Annotated in this window: 22 protein-coding genes, 9 tRNA genes and 1 rRNA gene; 29 read left to right on the plus strand and 3 right to left on the minus strand. The window is 45.9% G+C overall.

Annotation, left to right across the window (positions count from 1 at the left end; genetic code table 11):
- From rrf to yajC, 18 genes are all read left to right on the plus strand, one after another.
- Positions 1 to 95: ribosomal RNA gene (gene rrf, locus BLS69_RS00005) — 5S ribosomal RNA — on the plus strand; the annotation flags it as partial.
- Between the two features lie 83 nt (positions 96 to 178).
- A tRNA-Asn gene (locus BLS69_RS00010) sits at positions 179 to 254 on the plus strand.
- A 4-nt stretch (positions 255 to 258) separates the two neighbouring features.
- Positions 259 to 330: transfer RNA gene (locus BLS69_RS00015), tRNA-Glu, on the plus strand.
- Between the two features lie 123 nt (positions 331 to 453).
- Positions 454 to 529, plus strand: a tRNA-Val gene (locus tag BLS69_RS00020).
- Positions 530 to 546: 17 nt separating this feature from the next.
- Positions 547 to 620, plus strand: a tRNA-Met gene (locus BLS69_RS00025).
- 27 nt (positions 621 to 647) lie between these two features.
- Positions 648 to 725 (plus strand) — tRNA-Asp (locus tag BLS69_RS00030).
- 23 nt (positions 726 to 748) lie between these two features.
- Positions 749 to 823, plus strand: a tRNA-Gly gene (locus BLS69_RS00035).
- Positions 824 to 829: 6 nt separating this feature from the next.
- A tRNA-Arg gene (locus tag BLS69_RS00040) sits at positions 830 to 906 on the plus strand.
- Between the two features lie 16 nt (positions 907 to 922).
- Positions 923 to 1,001: transfer RNA gene (locus BLS69_RS00045), tRNA-Leu, on the plus strand.
- A gap of 7 nt (positions 1,002 to 1,008) precedes the next feature.
- Positions 1,009 to 1,082, plus strand: a tRNA-Pro gene (locus BLS69_RS00050).
- 204 nt (positions 1,083 to 1,286) lie between these two features.
- Positions 1,287 to 1,979: a BofC C-terminal domain-containing protein gene (locus tag BLS69_RS00055; protein WP_091027599.1), complete on the plus strand. Its 693-nt coding sequence runs from the start codon at positions 1,287 to 1,289 to the stop codon at positions 1,977 to 1,979.
- A 308-nt stretch (positions 1,980 to 2,287) separates the two neighbouring features.
- Entirely contained in the window at positions 2,288 to 2,791 is a 504-nt protein-coding gene (ruvC, locus tag BLS69_RS00060; protein ID WP_017686765.1) for a crossover junction endodeoxyribonuclease RuvC, read from the plus strand.
- Positions 2,788 to 3,402: a Holliday junction branch migration protein RuvA gene (ruvA, locus tag BLS69_RS00065; protein WP_091027601.1), complete on the plus strand. Its 615-nt coding sequence runs from the start codon at positions 2,788 to 2,790 to the stop codon at positions 3,400 to 3,402. The genes ruvC and ruvA overlap by 4 nt, the downstream gene beginning before the upstream one ends.
- Positions 3,403 to 3,457: 55 nt before the next feature.
- On the plus strand, positions 3,458 to 4,468 hold the full coding sequence (ruvB, locus tag BLS69_RS00070) for a Holliday junction branch migration DNA helicase RuvB (protein WP_091020485.1): 1,011 nt from the start codon (positions 3,458 to 3,460) through the stop codon (positions 4,466 to 4,468).
- 73 nt (positions 4,469 to 4,541) lie between these two features.
- Complete coding sequence (locus BLS69_RS00075) at positions 4,542 to 6,647, plus strand: SpoIID/LytB domain-containing protein (RefSeq protein WP_371129026.1); 2,106 nt, start codon at positions 4,542 to 4,544, stop codon at positions 6,645 to 6,647.
- Positions 6,648 to 6,653: 6 nt separating this feature from the next.
- Complete coding sequence (gene queA, locus BLS69_RS00080; RefSeq protein WP_091027605.1) at positions 6,654 to 7,682, plus strand: tRNA preQ1(34) S-adenosylmethionine ribosyltransferase-isomerase QueA; 1,029 nt, start codon at positions 6,654 to 6,656, stop codon at positions 7,680 to 7,682.
- Positions 7,683 to 7,725: 43 nt separating this feature from the next.
- Positions 7,726 to 8,862, plus strand: coding sequence for a tRNA guanosine(34) transglycosylase Tgt (gene tgt, locus BLS69_RS00085; RefSeq protein ID WP_036616872.1), 1,137 nt, complete (start codon positions 7,726 to 7,728; stop codon positions 8,860 to 8,862).
- Between the two features lie 67 nt (positions 8,863 to 8,929).
- Positions 8,930 to 9,244: a preprotein translocase subunit YajC gene (gene yajC / locus BLS69_RS00090; protein WP_091027608.1), complete on the plus strand. Its 315-nt coding sequence runs from the start codon at positions 8,930 to 8,932 to the stop codon at positions 9,242 to 9,244.
- A 124-nt stretch (positions 9,245 to 9,368) separates the two neighbouring features.
- On the opposite strand, the gene BLS69_RS00095 is transcribed toward yajC, so the two are convergent.
- Positions 9,369 to 9,761, minus strand: coding sequence for a TIGR04086 family membrane protein (locus BLS69_RS00095; RefSeq protein ID WP_091027611.1), 393 nt, complete (start codon positions 9,759 to 9,761; stop codon positions 9,369 to 9,371).
- A 183-nt stretch (positions 9,762 to 9,944) separates the two neighbouring features.
- On the opposite strand from BLS69_RS00095, the gene BLS69_RS00100 reads away from it, so the two are divergent.
- Entirely contained in the window at positions 9,945 to 10,718 is a 774-nt protein-coding gene (locus BLS69_RS00100) for a YetF domain-containing protein (protein WP_240768093.1), read from the plus strand.
- Between the two features lie 3 nt (positions 10,719 to 10,721).
- Here BLS69_RS00100 and spoVB read toward each other — a convergent pair whose 3' ends face one another.
- Positions 10,722 to 12,356, minus strand: a complete 1,635-nt coding sequence (gene spoVB, locus BLS69_RS00105) for a stage V sporulation protein B (protein ID WP_091027613.1) — start codon at positions 12,354 to 12,356, stop codon at positions 10,722 to 10,724.
- A gap of 227 nt (positions 12,357 to 12,583) precedes the next feature.
- Here spoVB and BLS69_RS00110 point away from each other — a divergent pair, with 227 nt between their 5' ends.
- From BLS69_RS00110 to BLS69_RS00135, 6 genes are all read left to right on the plus strand, one after another.
- Positions 12,584 to 12,823, plus strand: a complete 240-nt coding sequence (locus BLS69_RS00110) for a post-transcriptional regulator (RefSeq protein ID WP_036617497.1) — start codon at positions 12,584 to 12,586, stop codon at positions 12,821 to 12,823.
- A gap of 91 nt (positions 12,824 to 12,914) precedes the next feature.
- Complete coding sequence (gene secD, locus BLS69_RS00115; protein WP_051447453.1) at positions 12,915 to 14,165, plus strand: protein translocase subunit SecD; 1,251 nt, start codon at positions 12,915 to 12,917, stop codon at positions 14,163 to 14,165.
- The gene (secF, locus tag BLS69_RS00120; protein ID WP_091027615.1) at positions 14,155 to 15,063 is read left to right on the plus strand and encodes a protein translocase subunit SecF; all 909 of its coding nucleotides are present in this window, start codon (positions 14,155 to 14,157) and stop codon (positions 15,061 to 15,063) included. Before secD ends, secF begins: the two co-directional genes overlap by 11 nt.
- Before the next feature lie 73 nt (positions 15,064 to 15,136).
- Positions 15,137 to 16,096, plus strand: a complete 960-nt coding sequence (locus tag BLS69_RS00125; protein ID WP_091027617.1) for a cation diffusion facilitator family transporter — start codon at positions 15,137 to 15,139, stop codon at positions 16,094 to 16,096.
- Between the two features lie 40 nt (positions 16,097 to 16,136).
- A complete protein-coding gene (recJ, locus tag BLS69_RS00130; RefSeq protein ID WP_091027619.1) occupies positions 16,137 to 18,545 on the plus strand; it encodes a single-stranded-DNA-specific exonuclease RecJ in 2,409 nt (802 codons plus the stop codon).
- Positions 18,546 to 18,582: 37 nt separating this feature from the next.
- Positions 18,583 to 19,098 (plus strand): adenine phosphoribosyltransferase, encoded by a 516-nt coding sequence (locus BLS69_RS00135; protein ID WP_091020472.1) that lies wholly within the window; start codon positions 18,583 to 18,585, stop codon positions 19,096 to 19,098.
- A gap of 155 nt (positions 19,099 to 19,253) precedes the next feature.
- On the opposite strand, the gene uraA is transcribed toward BLS69_RS00135, so the two are convergent.
- On the minus strand, positions 19,254 to 20,570 hold the full coding sequence (uraA, locus tag BLS69_RS00140) for a uracil permease (RefSeq protein WP_091027621.1): 1,317 nt from the start codon (positions 20,568 to 20,570) through the stop codon (positions 19,254 to 19,256).
- A gap of 373 nt (positions 20,571 to 20,943) precedes the next feature.
- Here uraA and BLS69_RS00145 point away from each other — a divergent pair, with 373 nt between their 5' ends.
- The 4 genes from BLS69_RS00145 (at position 20,944) to BLS69_RS00155 (ending at position 24,611) form a co-directional block, all read left to right on the plus strand.
- The gene (locus BLS69_RS00145; RefSeq protein ID WP_091027624.1) at positions 20,944 to 23,121 is read left to right on the plus strand and encodes a RelA/SpoT family protein; all 2,178 of its coding nucleotides are present in this window, start codon (positions 20,944 to 20,946) and stop codon (positions 23,119 to 23,121) included.
- A 12-nt stretch (positions 23,122 to 23,133) separates the two neighbouring features.
- Positions 23,134 to 23,595: a D-aminoacyl-tRNA deacylase gene (gene dtd, locus BLS69_RS00150; protein ID WP_091027626.1), complete on the plus strand. Its 462-nt coding sequence runs from the start codon at positions 23,134 to 23,136 to the stop codon at positions 23,593 to 23,595.
- A gap of 76 nt (positions 23,596 to 23,671) precedes the next feature.
- A complete protein-coding gene (locus tag BLS69_RS32015) occupies positions 23,672 to 23,839 on the plus strand; it encodes a hypothetical protein (protein WP_165980258.1) in 168 nt (55 codons plus the stop codon).
- Between the two features lie 265 nt (positions 23,840 to 24,104).
- Positions 24,105 to 24,611: a type 1 glutamine amidotransferase domain-containing protein gene (locus BLS69_RS00155; protein WP_091027629.1), complete on the plus strand. Its 507-nt coding sequence runs from the start codon at positions 24,105 to 24,107 to the stop codon at positions 24,609 to 24,611.
- Positions 24,612 to 24,618: the final 7 nt, after the last annotated feature.

Raw genomic sequence — 24,618 nt, forward strand, 5'->3', positions numbered from 1 at the left:
TTCCACACGTACCCATCCCGAACACGACCGTTAAGCCCTCTAGCGCCGATGGTACTTGGACCGCAGGGTCCTGGGAGAGTAGGACGCCGCCAAGCGAACTCTTTCATCATACATAGAAAACAGGCTCTGCATGTTGATGTTGTACGATGAATTGCATTTGCACTGCAAATGCATATATTCCCTGATAGCTCAGTTGGTAGAGCACTCGACTGTTAATCGAGTTGTCACAGGTTCGAGCCCTGTTCGGGGAGCCATTAAGGCCCGTTGGTCAAGGGGTTAAGACACCTCCCTTTCACGGAGGTAACAGGGGTTCGAATCCCCTACGGGTCATAGCTATATTTATAGCTTCAACAAGGGAAGAGAATCCCAAAGGTTCGGCGGAGGATATACCTCGTTAGCAACTGCATCGCAGTCTCGAACGAAGTGAGAGTATCCCCTACGGGTCATATAGATGGAGGCTTAGCTCAGCTGGGAGAGCATCTGCCTTACAAGCAGAGGGTCGGGGGTTCGATCCCCTCAGCCTCCACCATATAAACTTTATAACGACGCGGGGTGGAGCAGCCCGGTAGCTCGTCGGGCTCATAACCCGAAGGCCGCAGGTTCAAATCCTGCCCCCGCAATTATACTTTCCTTTGCGAAAGTGATCTGGAACCGTGGTGTAGTTGGCCTAACATGCCTGCCTGTCACGCAGGAGATCGCGGGTTCGAATCCCGTCGGTTCCGCCATTTTTATATTAATAATACCGTGTGCGGAAGTGGCTCAGCGGTAGAGCATCGCCTTGCCAAGGCGAGGGTCGCGGGTTCGATTCCCGTCTTCCGCTCCAATATTTGCGCCCTTAGCTCAGCTGGATAGAGCGTTTGACTACGAATCAAAAGGCCGGGAGTTCGAATCTCTCAGGGCGCGCCATTATAACTTCAAATTTGCCGGCGTGGCGGAATGGCAGACGCGCTCGACTCAAAATCGAGTGGGAAACCGTGGAGGTTCGAGTCCTCTCGCCGGTATATATAACGGGATGTAGCTCAGCTTGGTAGAGCACCTGGTTTGGGACCAGGGGGTCGCATGTTCAAATCGTGTCATCCCGATCTCTAAAAAGCACTATCTAATTATAGATAGTGCTTTTTTATATTTATCTATATAAGATTCTATAAATGCAGGTTCCGGTATTCACTATGACAAGTTCTCTAACCTAACACATGTGTGTTCCTTCTTCAGACGATAAGCTAGTTGTGCATAAAGCCTCAATCTTTAGGTCACAATAGGTTTAAAAAGTGATAGAAGGGGTTCATGTGAACACGTTTAACTTTAAAAAACAATTCAAGAGACGGTGGCGACGGTGGAAACGAACAGTATGGATGACGGCGGCTTTGCTTGCAGTTACGATATTGGCTTACAGCGGGTTGTCTATCTCATCGGCCATAGAGCGTTTGTTGACAACTAATTTTAGTGAGGCAACCAGTGTGATGGGCCCTGTTACGCAGGAAACAAGATCTGAACAGGAGATTCAGGCGTTAGTAGAGCAACTTGATTCTGATCCGGATCATTTAACAAGTGTGGTTTTGGAAACACAGTACATCTGCGGAGTGGAGACAGAGCAGTTAGGCAAGATGGCTAGACCGCAGTTGAAGATGCTGCTGGCTCAACATCCGGAATGGGATGCTACCGTTGGAACATCAGATGAGTTGCATTTGAAGCAACGTGTAGATGACCTTTCACCGCTTTGTAAACAGCAGGCTTATATCAGCATAGATGCTGTAGGGAACCTTAATTTGTACGAAGGTAAGCCTACAGATGAGAAGGTTATTCGTACGTTCTTTCAGTTGGATGTTGGGACGTTGGAGAGTTCTTTGCCTGAAGGCGTACTGGAGCAATTGCAGCAGGGTATTCGGATTCAGGACAAGGATGAGTATGATAGCGTGATCTCTACGTTCAGTGACTATGCCGTGGATGAAGATCATCATTTAATCCGCAATGGCGGGTAATCCAAACGTCCTCACCTACAGTATTAAGATTGTTACGTACTGAAACGATGATGGCAATAGCAATAACAATGGTGGTTTAGGGAATCAAGCGATAGACCCAAAAATATGTGGAATATGATGAAGGACATCGAAGAGATGTCCTTTTTGTCGTTTGAACTGAAATAGTTGGAAATACGAATAAACATGTAAAAAATCCGCGAATAAAGACGAGTAATCAGTTAGACAAAGTTTTTCCTGCCGCAGGGTCTATCTTTTGTTATAATGAAATGAACGATACATATGTTCGCTTTTGTGAGGGAGAGATGGTTTTGCGTTTTTTGGGAATTGACCCGGGGATTGCGATTGTTGGTTTTGGTTTTGTGGATAAAATCGGCAGTAAGGTAGTACCCGTACAATATGGATGTATTCAGACGGAAGCTCATACCCCTGAAGAGGAACGGTTGCTTCACGTATATGAAGGTATGGTGCAATTGATTGATAAATACAAACCGGACGCAGTAGCGCTGGAGAAACTTTTTTTCAATCGGAACGTTACAACAGCGATGTCTGTCAGTCAGGCTAGAGGCGTCATGGTACTCGCTGCCGCACAGAAGGGTTTGCCTATTGCAGAGTATACGCCAATGCAGATCAAGCAGGCCGTTGTGGGGTACGGTAAAGCGGAGAAGAAGCAAGTACAGGAGATGGTCAAAATGTTCTTGCGTCTTCAGGTCGTTCCTAAGCCGGATGACGTAGCGGATGCATTGGCTGTAGCCGTGTGCCACGCACACTCTTATACATTAAATTCCAAGTTGAATGAGGTATTGCGAAAATGATTGATTTTCTAAGAGGACAGTTCATTCATGTAGAGAATGATTATATTGTGCTGGATGTTCATGGTGTAGGGTATCGCGTATTCTGTCCAAATCCATTTGCGTTTGCGAAGCAAGAAGGCGAAATTACCGTGTACACGCACCATCATGTGCGTGAGGATGCGATGTTGCTGTTTGGATTTGTTACACGGGATGAGCAACGTTTGTTCCGTAAACTGATTGAAGTATCCGGTATCGGTCCAAAAGTAGCTCTGGGCATACTTGCTGGAGGTACACCAGAACATGTGGTTACGGCGATTTACCAGGAGAATCTTACGTTCTTGACCAAATTGCCAGGCATCGGCAAGAAGACTGCACAACGCATGATTCTGGATCTCAAGGATAAGCTGGATAGCTTCGGCGCGGCAGCGTATGCAACAGGGTTGTTCGCTCCTCCATCGGAAGAGTCGGGAAGTGGTTCAGCCTGGGATGAGGCACGTGAAGGTCTCAAAGCACTTGGGTATACTGACAGTGAGCTTGATAAAGTATGGCTCAAATTGAGAAAGGATGTTACTACAGCAGATTCCGTTGATGTGTTGATGAAAAAGGCGCTGCAAATGCTGTTTACGGGATAATACAAATTGCATATTATAATATAGCTGTAGCCTGCAAAAAAAGGTAGGGATGAACATGGATGATCGGATTATTTCCGCGAACCTGATGATGGAGGACCAAAATGTTGAATTGAGTCTTCGTCCCCGGTATCTGAATGAATATATCGGGCAGAATCAGGTGAAGGAAAATTTAAAGATATATATTGAAGCTGCCAAATTCCGTAATGAGGCATTGGATCACGTTTTGTTATATGGCCCACCTGGACTGGGTAAAACAACACTTGCCAACATTATTGCCAACGAATTGGGTGTTAATTTACGAACTACGTCAGGACCGGCTATTGAACGCCCGGGTGATCTTGCAGCATTGTTAACCAATCTGCAGGAAGGCGATGTCTTGTTTATTGATGAAATTCATCGTTTGCATCGTACGGTTGAAGAAGTCATGTACCCCGCTATGGAAGATTCCGCATTGGACATTATGATTGGTAAAGGTCCAAGTGCACGTTCCGTTCGGCTGGATCTGCCGCCATTCACTCTGATTGGGGCTACAACGCGTGCTGGCTTGCTGTCTGCTCCACTTCGAGACCGATTTGGTGTTATCAGTCGCTTGGAATTCTATACGGTTGATGAGCTGGCTTATATCGTCTCACGCTCTACCGAAATTTTGGGTGTGGAGATTGTGGGAGATGCTGCGCAAGAGATTGCATTGCGCTCACGTGGGACACCAAGGATCGCGAACCGTTTGTTAAAACGAGTACGCGACTTTGCACAGGTGCGTGGTGATGGGATTATAACGCAGACACTGGCGGAAGAAGCACTGCAACGTCTCCAGATTGATCCGCGTGGCCTGGATGAGATTGATCACAAGATGCTCAAATCGATGATCAATAGCTTCCGGGGAGGCCCGGTAGGGCTGGATACAATTGCTGCTACGATTGGTGAAGAAAGTCAGACGATAGAGGATGTCTATGAACCGTATCTGCTTCAGATTGGTATGATTCAGCGTACACCAAGGGGCAGGATCGTAACAGATCTCGCCTATCATCATTTGGGTCTACCTGTTCCACCAAGAGACGGTAAATAATCAAATCTGTTGAACATTCATCATAAACATTGAAATAATCACGTGTTAACCCGATATAAAGTGAAAGAAATGCATGGAGAGGAGTCTGATTGTGGGAAAAGCAATACGAACGAAGAAGTGGAGTCGTCGATTGAAGGTACTGGCGGCAGCTCTTTTGACAGTGGGTTGTCTGCAAGTGCCTGCATATGCAGCAGGAAATGATGGACAGACGATCCGGGTAGCCATGTTTGCGAATCTGGGCAGTACGTATAAATCAACTACACCACTTATTACGCTTGAATCGACAGGACAATGGAGCATCCAATCGGAGAGCGGCGCAAATATAAGCCTTCCGGCAGGGCAGGTCCGTTTCAGTGCAGATGGATTCCGAGTGAAGGTGTTGGAAACAACAGACTTTAAGGCAGCATCTGCAGCAGCAAAATTGTTGCAGGCAACCGCAGATAAACCGTTGCTGTTCACAACGTCTGTGAATGGAAATGCCATTTACCAGCTCTACACAGGCAACTATGCAACGGAGGCACTGGCAGGACAAGCTGTTACACGAGTACAAAAGGTAGCAGCAGCTCAATTGGCTGGTCAAAAGCCAGCTGTAACAGGAAGTAAACGCCTGTCTGCTGGAACCTATGGTTCGATTCAGGAAGCAGAGGCAGCACAAGCCAACCTTTTATCAGCAGGAGTTAGTAGTGTCTATCCAGTCCTTCAACTGAGTGGAGGAAGCCAAGCATATACGGTATGGGTGGGTGAAGCTTCAACGGATGCGGAATTAACCGCATTGAAGAACAGTGTGGAAGCCAAAGCTCCAGGGGTAAGCCTTTCACCTGTCAACAATAGTGCAGGACTCATCATCCGCCAAGATGCAGGATTAAGTACGGATGCAATCAAAACAGCTCCGCATTACACCATTGCAGGTACTGAATCCAAAGCATTGGTACAAGGGAATGGCAATGGGATCAAAGTAGTGGAACGTTCTCAGCGAACGTATCGTGGAGATATGGAAATCAGCATCGTAAGTGGTGATCTGGCGTTGGTCAACGTCGTTCCACTGGAGCAATACCTGTACTCTGTCGTAGGGGCAGAGGTGTATTCCTCCTGGCCTGCTGAAGCTCTGAAAGTTCAAGCTGTAGCTGCTCGATCCTACGCGCTTCAACAGGGTGAACGATTCAAAATTGCGAATGTCGTGGATACAACGCTCAGCCAAGCCTATAACGGGATTGGTTCGGAGAACGATAAAGTAACCAGTGCAGTGGATGCAACTGCTGGAGAAGTGGTCAAGAGCGGTGGGAAAATCATTGAAGCTGTATTCTCCTCCAATGCTGGCGGCCAGACGGCTCATCCTTCTGAGGTATGGAACGGCGGAGCAGGTGTGTTCACCAATGTGGTTAGCTCGGGAGATACATCAGCCCAGGCAGGATTACATACGTGGTACCATGTGCTGCTCAGTTCAGGCGTTAGCGGGTACATTCGTGAGGATAACATCAAAGAATTAACGACCAAGACCAATGCAGGACTGGCAGAAGTAACGGTAACGGCTCAGAACACCAATGTGCGTGCCGTTCCGTTAATTCAATCCACCGTTGAACCTGTAGCTAAAATGAATCCAGGCAACGAAGCTGTTGTGTTGGCAAAAGTGGCTCAATCCAACGATTATGCTTGGGTGAGAGGACCTTTCACGTCTGCTCAGTTGGTTAAATCCCTTCAGGGTAAAACAACAGCGTCTGTTCCTGCTTCAATCTCAACCTTGGAAGTGACCAAGCGTGGACCTTCCGGAAGAGCACTTGAAATCACTGCCAACGGACAGGCTATGACGGTGAAATATGCCGATACATACCGCTCTGCACTCGGTGGATTACCGAGCACTTTATTTGATATTGCAGGGACCGGAAGTTATACTGTATTAGGCGCTGACGGCAAAACAGCCAGTAAAACCGGCTCAAATGGTGCCTCTGTATTGTCTTCTTCTGGCGCAGGAACATCATCCGGTAATGCACTTGTCGTTATGAGTGGTGATGGTCAAGCGAGAGCGGTAACGCAGGGTCAGACCTTCATGTTCATCGGTCAGGGCAATGGCCACGGTTTGGGCTTGTCCCAATGGGGAGCCAAAGGCATGGCAGATGAAGGGTATGATTACCAGGCAATATTGAAACACTATTATCAAAATGCGACTATTGTTAAGGAATGAAACTAAATGAATGTGAACTTATATGATTTTGAATTACCAGAGCAATTGATAGCACAGACGCCGTTGCTTGATCGCACGGCATCCCGTTTGCTTACCTTGAACAAAGATAGTGGTGAGATTAATCATCAAACGTTTCCCGATATTATCGATTTTCTGAATCCCGGCGATACATTGATTCTGAATGATACACGTGTTCTACCAGCCCGTCTGTTCGGTACAAAAGAAGATACCGGAGCAAAAGCGGAAGTGTTATTGCTTAAAAATGTGGAAGGCGACAAGTGGGAAGCACTGGTTAAGCCGGGTAAAAAGCTGAAAGCCGGTTCGGTCATTGTATTCGGTGAGGAACTGAAGGCAATCATTGAAGAAGAGGGCGAGATGGGGGCACGTACACTTACGTTTACGTATGATGGAATCTTTCAGGAGATTCTGGACCGTCTGGGTGAGATGCCGTTGCCACCTTATATTAAGGAGACATTGGATGACCGCGAACGGTATCAGACCGTGTATGCCAAGCATGAAGGATCGGCGGCTGCACCTACAGCGGGACTGCACTTTACGGATGAATTGTTGGATCAGATTCGTGCCAAAGGTGTTAATGTGGCCTTCATCACGCTTCATGTAGGACTGGGAACATTCAGACCGATGTCGGTTGACGTTGTTGAAGATCATGTTATGCATGAAGAGTATTACTCCTTGTCACAAGAAACGGCAGATCTGATTAACCAGACCAAAGAGAATGGACACCGTGTTTTTGCGGTTGGGACAACGAGTTGCCGGACTTTGGAAACGGTAGGCAGCAAATTTGAAAATGGAATACTGCAAGCAAGCAGCGGATGGACCAGCATTTTCATCTATCCGGGCTATTCCTTCAAAGTGATTGATGGGATGCTTACGAATTTTCATCTCCCGAAATCCACGTTGGTTATGTTGGTTAGTGCACTAGCAGGCAGGGAACATATTATGCAGGCATATGAGGAAGCCATCCAAGAGAAATACCGGTTCTTCAGCTTCGGCGATGCCATGTTGATATATTAGTATAACGGTATAACGATTAACTTTTAGAGGATGATTAAAACCAATGGCAGCAATTACGTATGAACATATCAAAACTTGCAAACAATCCGGTGCACGTCTGGGACGTGTACATACACCTCACGGTATTATTGAGACACCAACCTTTATGCCTGTAGGTACACAGGCGACTGTCAAAACAATGAGCCCTGAAGAATTGAAAGAAATGGATGCTCAGATTATTTTGAGTAATACCTATCACCTGTTTCTGAGACCAGGACATGAAATCATCCGTGAAGCTGGCGGATTGCACAAATTCATGAACTGGGATCGTCCAATCCTGACGGACAGCGGCGGATTCCAAGTGTTTTCTCTCAGCGAGATGCGCAAAATTACGGAAGAAGGCGTTAACTTCCGTTCTCATCTGAATGGAGACAAAAAGTTCCTTTCTCCTGAAGTGGCAATGGAAATCCAGAATGCACTTGGCTCCGATATTATGATGGCATTTGACGAATGCCCACCGTATCCGGCTGAATATGAATATGTAAAAAAATCACTCGAAAGAACAAGCCGCTGGGCAGAACGTTGTCTCGAAAGTCACGCTCGTCCGCATGACCAAGGTCTGTTTGCCATCGTACAGGGAGGCATGCATGAAGATCTTCGCCGTCAGAGCGCCGCAGATTTGACTTCCATGGATTTCCCGGGGTATGCTATTGGTGGACTGAGTGTTGGAGAACCGAAACATTTGATGTATGGTGTATTGGATTATACGTTACCTTTGTTGCCGTCCAATAAACCACGTTATTTGATGGGGGTAGGTTCGCCCGATGCGTTGATTGAGGGATCGATTCGTGGAGTGGACATGTTCGATTGTGTTCTGCCTACTCGGATTGCCCGTAACGGAACAACGATGACCAGTCAAGGACGTCTGGTAGTTCGTAATGCCAAGTTTGCAACTGATTTTGGACCATTAGATCCTGAATGTGATTGCTACACTTGTCGCAACTATTCCAGAGCTTATCTGCGTCATTTGATCAAAGCAGATGAAACATTTGGCTTGCGTTTGACAACGATCCATAATCTTCATTTCTTGCAGAATTTGATGCGTAATGTACGTAAAGCCATTATGGAAGATCGTTTGCTTGATTTCCGGGATGAATTTTTCGATCAATATGGTCTTCATGACAATGACAAAGGTTTCTGATTGAGGTTTTAAGGGAACCGGCTTAACAAGCAATATCTGTATGTATAGTCGATAAGGGGGAGTTTGAATGTTTCAGGGAATGACTCTAGCAGGAACACAAGCAGGCGGAGGCATTGTATCTTTGATTGTACCTTTGGTACTCATGGTTGCAATTTTCTACTTCTTGATGATTCGTCCACAGAACAAAAAGCAAAAGCAACGGAATTCGATGCTTAGCCAATTGAAAAAGGGCGATAAAATTGTAACGATTGGTGGCCTTCACGGTACGATCGCTGAGATTACGGACGATGTGGTTGTATTGCGTGTAAACGATGTAACTAAGCTTACATTTGACCGTAACGCAATCAGCACGGCTGTAGCTCGTGATACGGCTGTTGAATAGTTACTGTAACATAGAATAACGAGGGTGCGTTTGTGGCGTATTCCCTATTAGAGAACCGGATCCCTTGGAGACCCGGTTCTCTTTTTTGATTTATGAGGGAAGGTCGATGTTCTTTACCAGTCAGTTAGGAGCGATGCGTATTAACACCGAACATGCCACCGAGAGCTGAAATGAAGAAAGCGCTAAGCAGTTGTAAACTATCTTTCCAATTAAACGAAGCATCCAGCGCGAGAAATCCGATCAGTAGCACAAGGAGTCCATATATAATTCCGGTAATTCCTCCGTAGTACCATCCTTTTTCACCAGAACGTTTGCCTGCGACAAAACCACCGATCAATAATGACAACCCATGAACAACATAGGTATACAACGAGAGGTCCTGTTCCCGCATTCCGCTCATCCAGAGAAACAAGGAGAGAATTAATGCCCCGATAAACATCCATACAAAAGCCTGACAGAGGCCTGACAGAATCGGATTGGACACTCGAAACGAAACCAAGCGGCGGATCAATTGCATGAAGCAACCCCCTTGTACAAGTTATAAGTTAATACAGTGTATGGTCAAGCCTTCGGACTTATGAACTGTTTTCCATTAAATGAACGGATTATTTCTGCATGAGCATGTAAGGTTCAGGTCAAAATAGGGATTGCACTACCCAGCTAACTGTTAAAAACTCAGTTTCGAAGGAGGACCCTTGTTGTGAACTTCCCAGATGTCGGATCACATATCTTTCGAACCATTCTCATGTACTTTCTGGTGTACTGTGCAATGAGGGTTATGGGTAAACGTGAGATTGGTAAGCTATCCATGTTTGATCTTGTTGTCTCCATTATGCTTGCTGAAATGGCTGCTTTTGTCATTGAAGATATTGATAAACCGCTCTCTCATGGGATTGCCCCCATGCTTACCTTGATTATTGTACAGATCGGAATGGCCTTTATAGGTCTTAAAAGTCGGCGTCTTCGCCTGATAATTGATGGCAAACCTACTGTTTTGATCTCCAAAGGTGTTCTTCACCGGGATGAGATGCGGAAGCAACGATATAATCTGGATGATCTATTGCAACAACTCCGTGAACAGAATGTAGACAGTATCGGTGAGGTTGATTTCGCTATTTTGGAGACAACAGGCAAGCTGACCGTTTTTCCCAAGGATGAGAATACTTCTAACGATAGCAATTCTTCCGGTTCTGACTCAGAAGATTCTTCCTCCAGTAAATCCAAAACGGGAAAAAACCAGATTGACGGATCTCCAAATATCAAATTTCCAAATATTAAATATGAAGGTCTGCCACTACCCTTAATTATGGACGGAAAGGTCCAGGATCAGAATTTGGAGATCATTCAGAAAACGAGATTTTGGCTGAAAAATCAAATTCAACATAACGGAATTCTGGATTTTAAGGATGTATTTATATGCTCCATTGATCACAATGGGAAGATATATGTCAGTCCAAAAGATGATAAAAAATGAAAATCATTTGCCTGAGCGGCGCTTGAACCATGAACCAATCAAAGGAGCACGGGACAGATCATGAAAGTCAATCATTTTGGTCCAGCCCATGACGATGAAATACACGATAAGCCCGACAAAAGGAGCGAGAAGCATCCTGACCCAAAAAGGCAATATCATGGCAGTCTCTTCGTATACGAGTAGGGTCGCTGCTCCCATGATAAACATTCCTGCACCCGTCTTGACCCAATCCATCATTTTGAAGCGGAACTGTAGCAGGCTACGTACGCTTTGGGCATGTAACAGGGTAACTACCGTAGAATTCACACAGATGGCGATGACTGCACCGAAGATGCCATATTCAGGCCGGGAAGCAAGCGTTAAAATCAACGTGATTTTGATAACAGCACCGATAAACGTATTCAGCAATGCTTTACCCGGACGGTCAAGAGCTTGTAATGCAGCTTGAAGAGGAGCTTGAATATAAATGAACAAAGCAAAAGGAGCCATTAGTTTCAGCATGCTTCCGATCGATGCATCATTATACAGAACAAGACACATCGGTTCGGCAAGCACATACATAAACACAGAAAACGGAGCACCTGTCACAAGTGCCAAACGTAAGGCCTGATGCATTCTTTTGTGAATCAGTGCGCGATCTCCCTGAGCAGAAGCTTCGGACAGTGAAGGCACAAGTGATGTCGCGAGCGAAGAGGTTAGTGCCCCCGGCAGCAGCAGCAAAGGAATAATCATACCTTGTAATGCACCATATTGTGCTGTAGCGAGCCCTTTGGATATGCCTGCCAGAGCCAGACTCTGGGCAGTAACGATGGTTTCGGCCAAATAGGATAAGGAGCCAACCAATCGGCCTGCTGTAACAGGAATAGAGATTGCAAGCAAACGCCGGATTAATCCGGGCTGTGGAGTACCCGTTTCTTTCAGAACTGAAGGTATTGGGTTTAAAGGTTTGGCTGAAGGTTTGGTTGTGAGATTAGACATGTTCTGTTGCTTAGCGAGCGGTAACTCTTTCTTCTGCCTGTTATACTTCCACAAGAGTACAAGCATACCGCCGAATTCTCCAACGAGCGCGCCCAGCATGGCACCAGCAGCAGCTTGGGCAATACCGTGGGGGAGGAGAAGCCAGGCAAACCAAATGACACAGACGATACGAATGATGGTTTCAACAATGGATGAAATGGCAGTAGGCATCATGTTTTGCTTACCTTGGAAATACCCTCTGTAGACAGCAGATACTGCGATAATGGCAATCATGGGGCTCATACTAACGAACGTATGGTACACCCGCTCATCTGTGAGCACGTACTTGGTAACCCAGGGCGCAAATAGAATGCATAAAAACATGAATACAACACCCAGGGTTAACGTAAAGCTTAAGCTTACTTGCAGGATTCGCTGGGGGGAATAACGATTGGCACCGGTATCAGCTTCGGCTACGAGCTTGGCTACGGCGAGCGGAATACCACCCGTAATTAATGTCACCAGTACGATAAAAAAGGGATAGCTCAATTGGTAGATGCCAACACCTTCTGCACCAATGACTCGTGGCAGCGCAATGCGCGGAATGAAACCAAGTATTCGATTAATTATGCCTGCCGCGAGCAGGATCATGGCCCCCTGGATAAATGTCTGTTTCTTCAAGACTACCCCTCTTTCCCGGTTGAAAGTACAGGCTATCAACATAAACGGGACAAAGCCGTTGTTCTTCATCCTATGCCAGTCCTTTATCTTCTCATGACAACTTGGACACGATTAACAAAAAGAACCATAATCAGCAAGAAGGAATATGATCAGGCGAAGTCGAATCATGTAATATTGATGCCGCATAAAGGCTTGGATGTACGAAGGGAGGCTCCCCGTTGGAAGAAATGAATGATGTGGAGTTGGAACAGTCAATAGAGATGCTCTGCCGTAGCAAAGCGGAGGAATTAAGGCTTGTCGGTTACGAATATGTCACCAGCAAAGATGTCTGGAATTGCGTCAGTCATAAATATGAAAAACAGGGCATTCCACCGCTTCACCAGCTGGTGAACGACATTTTGTCACTGAAAGCAACAAGCTTTATGAACTTTATGACCGTGTCTGCATACCGGGGGTCCTCTTTCTAGACGAAAGGGATCTTTTTTGTTGAAAATTGACTGCTTTTTACGGCATCGCTATAATAGGAATATTGAGAACGAAAGGGGATCTAGGAACGGCATGAAAAGAATTATCAGTTTCATTCTGGTCGTGCTTGTCACCACAGGGGTAATGGTGGGGACAAGCCCGGAACTGCTCAAAAATATACGCTTGGGCCTTGATTTAAAGGGAGGCTACGAGATCTTATATGAAGCAGAGCCGCTCGAAGCAGGTCAACAAGTCACCAAAGCATCTTTGGTGCAAACGGCCAAAAGTCTTGAAAGCCGCGCCAACGCGCTCGGAACAAGCGAACCGGAGGTAACCACTGAAGGAAGCAACCGGATTCGATTGAAGTTGGCAGGGGTTACGGATGAGGCTGAAGTTAGAGCCAAAATGAAAGAACCGGCTGTTTTGACCTTCCGTAGTAAAGCTGAGAACGACAAGGAAGGCGAATACACCAAAATTGAGCTTCGCGGAAATGAATTTGTTGAGAATGCAGCCAAAGTTGTGTTCACTCAATTGAATGAGCCTATGATTGACATTCAAGTGAAAGACAAAGCTAAATTTTCCGAGATTACCAAACGTTTGATCGGACAACCTCTCGCCATTTATTTGGACGATGAGTTGCTCTCTGCTCCAACCGTTAGACAACAGTTGACAGATGGTTCCGCTCAGATTTCGGGTGCTTACACACGTGACGAAGCAAACCAGCTTCGTGACACCATTAACCTGGGTGCATTGCCGCTGAAACTTACAGAGAAGTATTCACAAAGTGTTGGTGCAACACTTGGTAAGCTTTCTCTGGATCAGACCATTAAAGCGGGATTGATTGGTTCCGTTATTATTCTAGTGTTCATGATTGGGCTTTATCGCATTCCTGGTATTATCGCGAGTTTTGCCTTGATCACACATACGTGGCTGGTACTTGCAATCTTCTATTTAGGAGAATTCGTGCTTACCCTTCCAGGTATTGCGGCATTTATCCTGGGTATAGGGATGGCGGTGGATGCCAATATCATCACGTACGAACGGATTAAAGAAGAGATGCGCAGTGGTAAGTCGATTTTGTCTTCGGTTAAAGCGGGTGGTAAACATTCCTTCCGAACAATCATTGACTCCAACATCACAACCATTATTGCTGCGGCTGTTATGTTCTTCTTGGGAACAGGTGCGGTTAAAGGTTTTGCACTCGTGCTGATTTTTGATATTGTCACCAGTATTATCACGAATATTTTCTTCTCCCGCTTCCTGTTGACCCTGCTTGTACGGGGTAACGTGTTGAAGAAGCCTAAGTACTTCGGAGTGAAGGAGAGTGAAATTCGTGCGCTTTAATTGGAATTTTGATTATGTTAAAGGTAGTAAGATTGCCTATATCTTCTCGATTATTCTGACGATTACGGGGATTATCAGCATTCTGGCTTTGGGTTTGAATTATGCGGTTGATTTCCGTGCTGGATCGAATGTGGATATCTCGGTATCCAAAGCAATCACAGCGGAGCAGATTAAACCTATCGTTAAGGACATCGGTGTTGATGAGGGTGATGTTACCATTACACCGGGGGCTGACCGTGTAAATGTTCGTTTCTCCAATGAATTGGATGAGACTCAAGAGAGCAAATTTAAACAGGAATTTACCAAATTGGATGCATCGGCTTCCTATGAAGTAAATACCGTCGATCCAGAGATGGCCAAAGAATTGGAGCGCAACGCGATCTACGCGGTACTCATTGCAAGTATCGGGATCATGATCTATGTTGCGATCCGATTTGAGTGGCGCTTTGGTTTGGCTGCGGTTATCGCACTCTTCCATGACGCATTTGTTGTAATAAGTGTGTTCTCTATCTTCCGTTTGGAAGTCGATCTGACCTTTATTACTGCAGTATTAACCATTGTCGGGTTCTCGATCAACGATACGATCGTTATCTTTGACCGAATTCGTGAGAATCTGCGTTTTGCCAAAAAGACAACCAAAGCCGACTTGCGTGAGGTAGTCAACCGCAGTTTGGCTCAAACGATGACACGTTCCCTGAATACAACATTCACCGTGTTTGCAGCTTCAATCTGTTTGTTCATATTTGGTGGAGAATCCATTCGCATGTTCTCGCTTGCGATGGTTATCGGAACACTGTTCGGCGCATATTCTTCAATCTATATCGCCGCTCCACTATGGCTGATGCTCAAAGGTAAACAAGTGGAAAAGCCAAAAACAGTAGCTAAAGAATCTAACTAAACATCTTATTGTGAAGCCGCGTCTGCCAGGCGCGGTTTTGCAACTTTATGTACAGAATTAAGGGGGAATATTCATGACCAGAGAACATATCCCATCTGCTCAGGCTGCCACATGGAGCGGTATTGCCGGTAATATGGGACTTGCGGTGATCAAAGCGGGAGTCGGTTATATGGCAAACAGCAAATCATTGCTCGCTGACGGCTTGTATTCTGCTTCTGAAGCTGGTTCTGCCCTGGCTGGTCTCTTTCCCTCCAAGTCTGTACGCGATAAGAGCAAGGCTCGCAGGGGACGGTTTAAAGAACATTCAAGTGTTGCTAGACCCGGAATCTCAGTATTGTTATCTGTGCTAATCCTTATGGGTGGATTACAGCTTGCCATCTCCGCATTGGGTAGTCTCTCCGGAAGTGATCCGGAAGCACCCGGCAAGTCGGTACTTTTGGTGGCTGTTGCAGCTCTGGCTGTGAAAGAAGCGATTTTTCAATTTCAGTACAGATATTTCCGTAAACGAAATCAGTCTCAGGCGCTGGCTTATGCACAGCAACATCGCCGTGCACTCTATTGCTCGCTCACCGTATTAATCGGTATTATCGGTTCGATGGCTGGTGAAGAGACGGGCTTGAGCATGTTGCTCTACCTGGACCCCACGGCTGCGTTGATTGCTTCCTGTTTTGTGCTTCACAAGGGTTACCGAATGATTGTGGACACGGTGTATGGTTCACTTGTTCAGGAACTGGAACAGGAAGAAGCGTCCGATTTCAAAGAGACTGTACAGCGAGTATATGGCATCATTACCATTGAGCATTTGGTTGCACGTGAACAGGAACATGACGTTACGATTGAGCTGGTCATTAGTGTGAATCCAAGAATCTCAATACTGGAAGCACAGGAGATTGCGAATCGGGCCAAGACACTACTGCTAACTCGGTTCAGTCATGTGAAAGAAGTACAGATTCAAGCGATACCTTATGATCCAGGTTATCCTTATAAATCCAATCATGAACTGCCCGATCACGAAGCGACATTAATTCAGTAGTGAAGCGCGGGTCCAGTAGATCAGGAAAGGAGCGTTATCATTGCTTTATTCGCAATACCGGTGGAATACACCGAATATCGATTTGGAGGCGGCTGCGGGACTCTCGCAGGCGCTTTCCGTTTCACCCCTTGTTGGACGTTTGCTTGTGAGTCGAGGAGTGCACAATGAGAAGGAGGCCGAACGTTTTTTGCATCCTGACCTTAATCAGATGCATGATCCCTATCTGCTCCTCGGCATGAATGAAGCTGTGCCACGTATCAAGCTGGCATTGGAACGGGAAGAACATATTTTGATCTACGGGGATTATGACGCTGATGGCGTATCCAGCACATCGCTCATGATCCATTTGATGCGTCATCTTGGGGCTTCGTACGATATATATATCCCTCATCGCTCGAATGAAGGGTATGGATTGCACAACCATGCGTTGGATTGGGCCCATCAACAAGGCGTTTCATTGATTATTACCGTGGACACCGGAATCAGTGCTGTTGAACAGATTGCCTATGCGGCAACGCTGGGCATCGAAGTCATTGTGACAGATCACCATGAGCCGCCTGAAATTTTGCCCGAAGCCTTTACACTTATTAATCCGAAACTTCCGGGATGCCCGTATCCTTTTAAAGGTTTGGCAGGAGCAGGAGTAGCCTTGAAGCTCGCTCAGGCATTAATCGGGGAAGTGCCCGGTGAATGGATGGAGATTGCCGCCATCGGTACCGTTGCCGATCTGATGCCTTTGGAAGGGGAGAACCGGGTTATCGTCAGTTATGGAATAGAATCGATGCGTGGTTCACGTCTTCCCGGTGTAAGTGCATTGCTGGAAATCAGTGGTGTGGATCAGAGTCAGGTGACTTCAATTAATATTGCCTTTGCCATGGCACCTCGTATTAATGCCAGTGGACGTTTGGATCATGCTGGGAGAGCCGTATCACTTCTCACCACCGAGAATCTGGATGAAGCTCATACGCTTGCGGGCCAGCTTGATCTATTGAATCGGGAACGGCAGCAAGTCGTAGAGGGCATATTACAAGAAGCAACAGCACAGTTGGAACAAAAGATACAGCTTCGTTCAGGATCCGTTCCAGATGTAATCGTATTGGCTGGGGAGGGCTGGAACGTCGGAGTGGTTGGTATCGTGGCTTCCAAATTGCTGGAGCGTTATTACCGACCTACACTTATCCTTGGGATCGATCCAGAGAGCGGTGTCTGCAAGGGCTCTGCGCGCTCCATTGAGGGCTTGGATATCTATGAGGCACTCACAGTCAATAAACACACTATGGACCATTATGGGGGACATCCTGCTGCAGCAGGTATGACCTTGCATCGGGATCAGCTGGAAGACCTTGAGGCTGGTTTGAATAAGTTTGCTGCATCTGTATTGACTGAAGAGGACTTTGTACCTCAACGTCTCGCGGATGATGAATGCAGAATCAGTGATGTTCCGCTGAAAGTGATCCAGGAGATCGACAGATTGCAGCCTTTTGGGATGAGCAATCCTTCGCCGCGGTTTGTATTGAGAAGTGTGACTGTGAAGGAAACCAGAACAATGGGACGAGAGAAACGCCATCTGAAACTGGTTCTGGAACAGGATGGTCAGCAACTGGAAACCGTCGCTTTTGGCAAGGGAGCGTTAGCAGAGTTTCTTCTCCCAGGTTCCGTTATTGATGTGATGGGAGAACTGTCTATCAATGAATGGAATGGGGTGAGAAAACCTCAATTGATGCTTCAAGACATTCATGTTCCTCAGGTCCAAGTGTTTGATTTGCGCGGTAATGCCGAGCCATTAAATGCGATGAAACATTTCTTGAGCTCACTTGAGGTACATCTTCGATATAAATCTGGTTCTGTTGGTGCTATTGTTCGGAAAGAAACAGACGTTTCCGAGGGAAATTCATTGTATGAACCTTGCCTTTGGGTATATGATAGAAAGGTCGGGTTATTTCCGTGTAATGCTGCTGCACAGCATTATGGACAGGAACAAGTCCGGACGTTATTTGTGTTTGATACGCCGGAAACCCCGGAACAACTTAATGCCATGCTGGCTTTGTTCAGTGGAGCTGAGAATATCATCCTTCTGCACGGATCAGGCAACCGCCGAGATCGCCTTCAGATGCCTTCCAGAGAACTCTTTAAGCGTATTTATATGCAGGTGTTGAAATGGAAAGCTGAACCCGTGGAGGAACAAGAGATTACTCCTGTGCTCAGTCGTCAGTGTGGTTGTTCGCCGCGCATGATTACGATGATGTTGGATGTATTCGAAGAGTTATCCTTCATTACCCGTGATAACGGCAAAATTGCGTTTGTGGATAACCCGCCTAAGCGTGAACTAACCGCTTCACGTCACTATCAGGCGCTCGAAAATATGGCCGAGATAGAACAGGTGATGCTGGATGCAGCCACACCGCAACTGACACAATGGATGATATCCCGGATGAAGGGCGTATCTTAGATGGAAGTTTGTGTATTTATTTTAGGAGGAGATTATTTTGGATTTTAAAGATTATATTCGTGTCATTCCTGACTTTCCACAACCGGGAATCAGCTTTAAGGACATTACAACATTGTTGAAGGATGGAGAAATGTACCGCAATGCGATCAATGAACTGAAAGTGATGGTTTCTGATCTTAAAATTGACGTTATTGCTGGACCTGAAGCACGTGGATTCGTTGTGGGCGCCCCTCTGGCATACGCTCTTGGTGTCGGTTTTGCTCCGATTCGCAAAAGTGGAAAACTGCCTGGAGAGACGATTGAAGTTGGTTATGATCTCGAGTATGGCAAGGATACACTCGCAATGCACACAGATGCGATTGAAAAAGGTCAAAATGTCCTGATCGCAGATGATTTGCTCGCAACGGGTGGAACGATTGCAACTTCCATCAACTTGATTGAACAATTGGGTGGGAACGTTGTTGGTGCAGCCTTCCTGATCGAGCTGTCTGATCTGAATGGTCGTGCTAAATTGCCAGAGAAAATCGATGTATTCACATTGATGAACTACTAAGTTTAAAATCTCCACTTGGAGTGTTGTGATTAAAACCTGAATTGCTTTTCCCTTTTCCCGGGAAATAATATACAGCATTAATGATTATCAAAAAGCCTGTTCTTCCAACCTAAAGGTTAGGGAGAACAGGCTTTTTGATGTGTATACGATGAAAATTAATCGGGCGTTTTTTCAGTAATAGGCTGTTTTTGCGAATCGTCATTTAACCAACCCAGGACTTCAAACAGTTTGAACAACAAGCTCATCAGGATTCCGACGATGGTTGCCAATGCCATCCCTTTCAGATGAACGCCGTAGAAGGTAACTTCTGTACCACTCAGTCCGATGACCAATACAAGTGTAGTAAGCAGCAGATTGGTCGGTTTGGCAAAATCGACTTTCTGTTCAACCAGAATACGCAGACCGGATGCAGCAATAACTCCGAACAGAAGCAGGGATACCCCACCCATAACAGGCACAGGAATGTTAGCTACAAGCGCAGAGAATGTTCCTGAGAAGGAGAGTACAATTGCAATGACTGCTGCGCCACCAATGACATATGTGGAGTATACGCGAGTCAGTGCCATAACACCGATGTTCTCACCATAGGTTGTATTGGGAGTAGATCCTACAAACCCGGACAAAATGGTGGAGACCCCATTACCAAGTAGGGAACGATGAAGGCCAGGGTCTTTCGAAAGATCTTTACCCACAATGCTGCTCGTTACAAGCAAATGTCCAATATGTTCTACAATAACCACGAGTGCTACAGGTAAAATGGTGAAGACAACAGACCAGTCAAATGTAGGAGTGGTTACGGTTGGCAGTGAGAGAAAATCAGCGTTTCCAATAGCCTGTTTATCAACCAGACCCATAGAATAGCCAAGGATATAACCCACTACAATACCGATTAGAATATGAATGATTTTGGGGAATCCACGGAACGTTACGGCTCCAATGACAGTGATACCGAGTGTGGCCATGGATAAAATAATGGGTTTGGCTTGAGGCACCCAGTTGGGGTTAGCAGCAGGATCAGAATTAATCAAACCAGCCATTTGCGCTGCAACAGGTACAAGCTCCAGGCCGATCAGAGCAACGATGGCACCCATAACTGCTGGTGGGAATACAACGTTGATCCATCCTGTCCCGGCATATTTGATAATTAAAGCCACTAGGCAGAAAACAAGTCCAGTTATAATAAAAGCACCAAGTGCCATGGAATAACCGTTCTCTGGATGTGTTTTCAATACCGAAGTGACAGGAGCAATAAAGGCAAAACTGGACCCAAGGTATGCGGGGATCTTTCCTTTACACATCAGTATGTACAACAATGTTCCAATTCCGTTCATCAACAGGATCATACTTGGATCGACACCGAACAGGTTAGGTACAAGCACCGTACTGCCAAACATGGCGAACAAATGCTGAAGGCTAAGCAGTGAACCTGAGCCAAGTGGCATCTTTTGATTAACCTGAATTTCGCGTTGCAATGAATTTCATCTCCTTTTCCGAAACACAAACTTTCAATAGATTACAGAGTTTCTCTTAATTAAGCAATAACATTTTTGACGTAGCAGAGCGATGGAATTTATATTTTCATGAATTTTCCTTCTATTTCAGCAAATAACGGCAATAATACATAAGAAATAAGAAATACATTCAATCCCCTGTGAGTCATAGGGAAATGGGTTAGAAGTAATTCAGATCACGAATATAAAAATTGGATAAGCGCTCTTATTCGTCAGCAGTTGACGGGAAACGGGCGAAGCGTCATAATTATAGGAAATTACTTTTACGGGGAACCTGTGTTGCAGCACTGTCACGGGTTCCATTTGGTATAGAAAGGACACGGAACAGATCAGAATGGGCATAGAGCAATTACTCGAGAAGGCCGGGGCATATATCAAAGAACCCGATCTGGTGCGCATACGAGAAGCTTACGAATTTGCTGATCAGGCCCACCATGGACAGACGCGAAAATCGGGAGAACCGTATATTCTGCATCCGCTTGCGGTTGCCGACATTGTTGTGAACATGCAGATGGACACCATCTCCATCATAGCAGCGCTTCTTCATGATGTAGTAGAGGATACTACGGTCTCACTTGAAGAGATCCGCAATCATTTCGGCAATACGTGTGCCATGCTTGTTGACGGCTTGACGAAGCTGGAACGTATTCAGTTTCGCTCCAAGGAAGAACAGCAGAACGAGAACTACCGCAAAATGTTCATCGCCATGGCGCAGGACATCCGTGTCATCGTGATTAAATTGGCTGACCGTCTGCATAATATGCGGACACTCAAGTTTCAGTCGGAAGAAAGCCAGCGCCGGATCTCATATGAGACGCTGGAAATTTTCTGTCCGATTGCGAACCGTTTGGGTATCTCTGCGATCAAATGGGAAATGGAGGACATCGCCCTCCGTTATTTGAATCCGCAGCAGTACTATCGAATTGCAAACCTGATGCACAAAAAGCGTGCGGAACGTGAGCAATATATTGATACGGTTATGGATGGGATTACGAACAAACTCGATGAGATGGGAATTCAGGCAGACCTTTCGGGCCGCCCGAAACATATCTACAGCGTGTTCAAGAAAATGACCACCAAAAACAAGCAGTTTAACGAAATTTACGATCTGCTTGCCATTCGTATTATTGTGGATAATATCAAGGATTGTTATGCTACCTTGGGAATTATACACACGTTATGGAAACCGATGCCTGGACGCTTTAAAGACTACATTGCGATGCCGAAGGCGAATATGTATCAATCGCTCCATACAACGGTAGTTGGTCCCAATGGCGAACCAACGGAAGTACAGATCCGGACATGGGATATGCACCGGACTGCTGAATTTGGTATTGCTGCCCACTGGGCCTACAAAGAAGGCGCTGCGAACGGAAATCATTTTGAAGATAAGATTACGTTCTTCCGTGAAATTCTTGAACTTCAAAACGAAGCACAGGATGCTTCGGAATTCGTCGAGTCACTCAAAATGGATTTCTTCTCCGATCTGGTATTTGTATTTACGCCAAAAGGAGAAGTCATCGAATTGCCAATTGGATCTGTTCCTTTGGATTTTGCTTATCGAATCCATACGGAGGTAGGTAATCGCACCATTGGAGCCAAAGTGAACGGTCGAATTGTTCCGCTCGATTACCATCTGAAGACAGGCGATATCATCGAAATTTTGACGTCCAAACATTCTTACGGACCGAGCCAGGACTGGTTGAAGATTGCGAAATCTTCTCATGCACGTGCGAAGATCAAGCAATGGTTCAAGAAGGAACGCCGTGAAGAAAACGTTGAAAAAGGTCGAGAGAGCTGTGAGCGTGAACTGAAACGCATGGGGCTTGATCCTTCTGCGTGGATGACGGATGACAAGTTGATGGAAGCTGCCAAAAAATATGCGTTTAACGATATTGATGACATGCTTGCGGCTGTTGGATTCGGTGGGATTACTGCTGCACAGATTGTAACCAAAGCAACCGAAAAACTGCGTAAAGAGCAGGAAGAGTCCAGTTTGTTGGAATTAAATTCCGAGATGCGCGAGCTGAAACCTGCACCTGAGCGGAGAAATCGACCAACCAACGGTATTCGTGTCAAAGGCATCGATAATCTGCTTGTTCGTTTCGCACGATGCTGTAATCCTGTACCTGGGGATGACATTATCGGATATGTTACACGCGGACGCGGCGTTTCCGTTCACCGTAGTGACTGTCCAAATATCCCGACAAGTGCAGACGGAGAAGAAGCAGCACGTGTGATTGAGGTCGAGTGGGAAGAGAATATCGAAGCGAGTTACAGTGTGGATATTGAGATTACAGGTCATGATCGGAATGGCTTGCTCAACGAGGTACTTCAGGCTGTATCCGAAAGTAAAACCAATATATCTGCCGTTACAGGACGGACAGACAAAAATAAATTAGCATTGGTGCACGTCACAATACTGATTCGTAATACGGATCATCTGCAATCCGTTGTAGAACGGATCAAACGGGTGAAAGATGTCTACTCGGTGCATCGGATTATGCAGTAAGGAGCCTGTAAGATGAGGGTGCTTGTACAACGCTGTAAAGAGGCTCAGGTGACCGTGGGAGACGAGCTGACAGGTAAGATCGAATCCGGATTAATGCTGCTCGTAGGCATTACCCATGAGGACACCGAGAAGGATGCCCAGTATCTGGCTGACAAAGTTAGTGGGTTGCGGATATTTGAGGATGATCAGGAGAAGATGAATCTCAGCCTGCTTGATGTAGGCGGTGCTGTATTGTCTGTTTCCCAGTTCACCCTGTACGGAGATTGTCGCAAAGGAAAGCGTCCGAGCTTTGCGGCTGCGGCCCGACCTGAAGCGGCGGAACGGTTATATGAAACGTTTAATCAACTACTACGGAATAAAGGTATTCAGGTTGAAACCGGGCGTTTCGGAGCGATGATGGATGTAACATTTACCAACTGGGGACCCGTGACTTTGATGCTTGAAAGTCCGGTTCGTCAGGAACCACGTGCATAATTTCATGGGGTTCAGGCCATAATAAGGGATAATTCGTTGATGACTATTTCATGATCAAAGGAGTATCCATCCAATTATGCGCCAATCTGCGAAAGAAACACGTACCCGTTCAGAACCTTTGTTACTCCCTGGCAACCTGTATGAATCATTGCACCTTGCCCGTTCGGCTGCTGATTATGTTGCAACGATCTGGGCACTTCAGGATTCGGACAAAGGGAAGCAGAGTCATCTTCCGCGATCTTGAATGTTTACACAGGTATATAAATATCCGATATTTGGATTATCCAGATTCTGAAAAGTCCTGATTCCTTCCCGAATCAGGACTTTTTTTCGTGAGTAGAACTTTTTAAGTATTTGTTTGACGACTTCGTTACAAAATGAAATTACATCAAATTGTTATAAATTGCTCTGGTGAGGGTAATAACAAAACGAGGCACAACGGAGTGCCAATGTACTGCAAGACCCGATTTTATAAAGAAAGTTCGAACACGGAAAGGAGAACATACGTTATGAGTAAAGTTGCTTTTTTATTGGCGAATGACTTTGAAGATTCGGAGATGCAGGTTCCGTATGACGAAGTAAAAAAAGCTGGACATAAAGTGGAGATTATCGGGTTAAAAGCCGGTGAGACCCTTAAAGGTAAAGGAGGAAAGGCCTCCTACACTACAGATAAGGCAATCGCTGAGGCATCCGCTTCAGATTATGATGCAGTCGTGATTCCAGGTGGATCATCCCCTGAGAATTTGCGAAGTGATGCGCACATCTTGAAGTTTGTCACCGAGATCAACAGTGCGAAGAAACCAATCGCAGCGATCTGCCATGGTCCGCAAATTTTGGCTAGTGCCGGTCTGTTGAAAGGCCGCACCATTACATCCTATCCACCACTTAAGGATGACATGGTAAACGCAGGAGCAGAGTTCAAGGATCATGAGGCGGTTGTGGATGGAAACTATATTACATCCCGTACGCCTGAAGATGAGCCAGCGTTTGTACGTGAACTGCTAAAAGTTATATAACTTCAGC

The sequence above is a fragment of the Paenibacillus sp. CF095 genome, assembly GCF_900101225.1.
Lineage (GTDB): Bacteria > Bacillota > Bacilli > Paenibacillales > Paenibacillaceae > Paenibacillus.

What these genes read in the sequence shown, in the direction of transcription:
- BLS69_RS00145 (WP_091027624.1), top strand. Translation starts at nt 20,944, where the DNA reads ATGGGCATAGAGCAATTACTCGAGAAGGCCGGGGCATATATCAAAGAA.
- ruvB (WP_091020485.1), top strand. Translation starts at nt 3,458, where the DNA reads ATGGATGATCGGATTATTTCCGCGAACCTGATGATGGAGGACCAAAAT.
- secD (WP_051447453.1), top strand. Translation starts at nt 12,915, where the DNA reads ATGAAAAGAATTATCAGTTTCATTCTGGTCGTGCTTGTCACCACAGGG.
- dtd (WP_091027626.1), top strand. Translation starts at nt 23,134, where the DNA reads ATGAGGGTGCTTGTACAACGCTGTAAAGAGGCTCAGGTGACCGTGGGA.
- BLS69_RS00125 (WP_091027617.1), top strand. Translation starts at nt 15,137, where the DNA reads ATGACCAGAGAACATATCCCATCTGCTCAGGCTGCCACATGGAGCGGT.
- yajC (WP_091027608.1), top strand. Translation starts at nt 8,930, where the DNA reads ATGTTTCAGGGAATGACTCTAGCAGGAACACAAGCAGGCGGAGGCATT.
- tgt (WP_036616872.1), top strand. Translation starts at nt 7,726, where the DNA reads ATGGCAGCAATTACGTATGAACATATCAAAACTTGCAAACAATCCGGT.
- queA (WP_091027605.1), top strand. Translation starts at nt 6,654, where the DNA reads ATGAATGTGAACTTATATGATTTTGAATTACCAGAGCAATTGATAGCA.
- BLS69_RS00095 (WP_091027611.1), bottom strand. Translation starts at nt 9,761, where the DNA reads ATGCAATTGATCCGCCGCTTGGTTTCGTTTCGAGTGTCCAATCCGATT.
- BLS69_RS00155 (WP_091027629.1), top strand. Translation starts at nt 24,105, where the DNA reads ATGAGTAAAGTTGCTTTTTTATTGGCGAATGACTTTGAAGATTCGGAG.
- BLS69_RS32015 (WP_165980258.1), top strand. Translation starts at nt 23,672, where the DNA reads ATGCGCCAATCTGCGAAAGAAACACGTACCCGTTCAGAACCTTTGTTA.
- ruvA (WP_091027601.1), top strand. Translation starts at nt 2,788, where the DNA reads ATGATTGATTTTCTAAGAGGACAGTTCATTCATGTAGAGAATGATTAT.
- BLS69_RS00075 (WP_371129026.1), top strand. Translation starts at nt 4,542, where the DNA reads ATGGAGAGGAGTCTGATTGTGGGAAAAGCAATACGAACGAAGAAGTGG.
- BLS69_RS00110 (WP_036617497.1), top strand. Translation starts at nt 12,584, where the DNA reads ATGAATGATGTGGAGTTGGAACAGTCAATAGAGATGCTCTGCCGTAGC.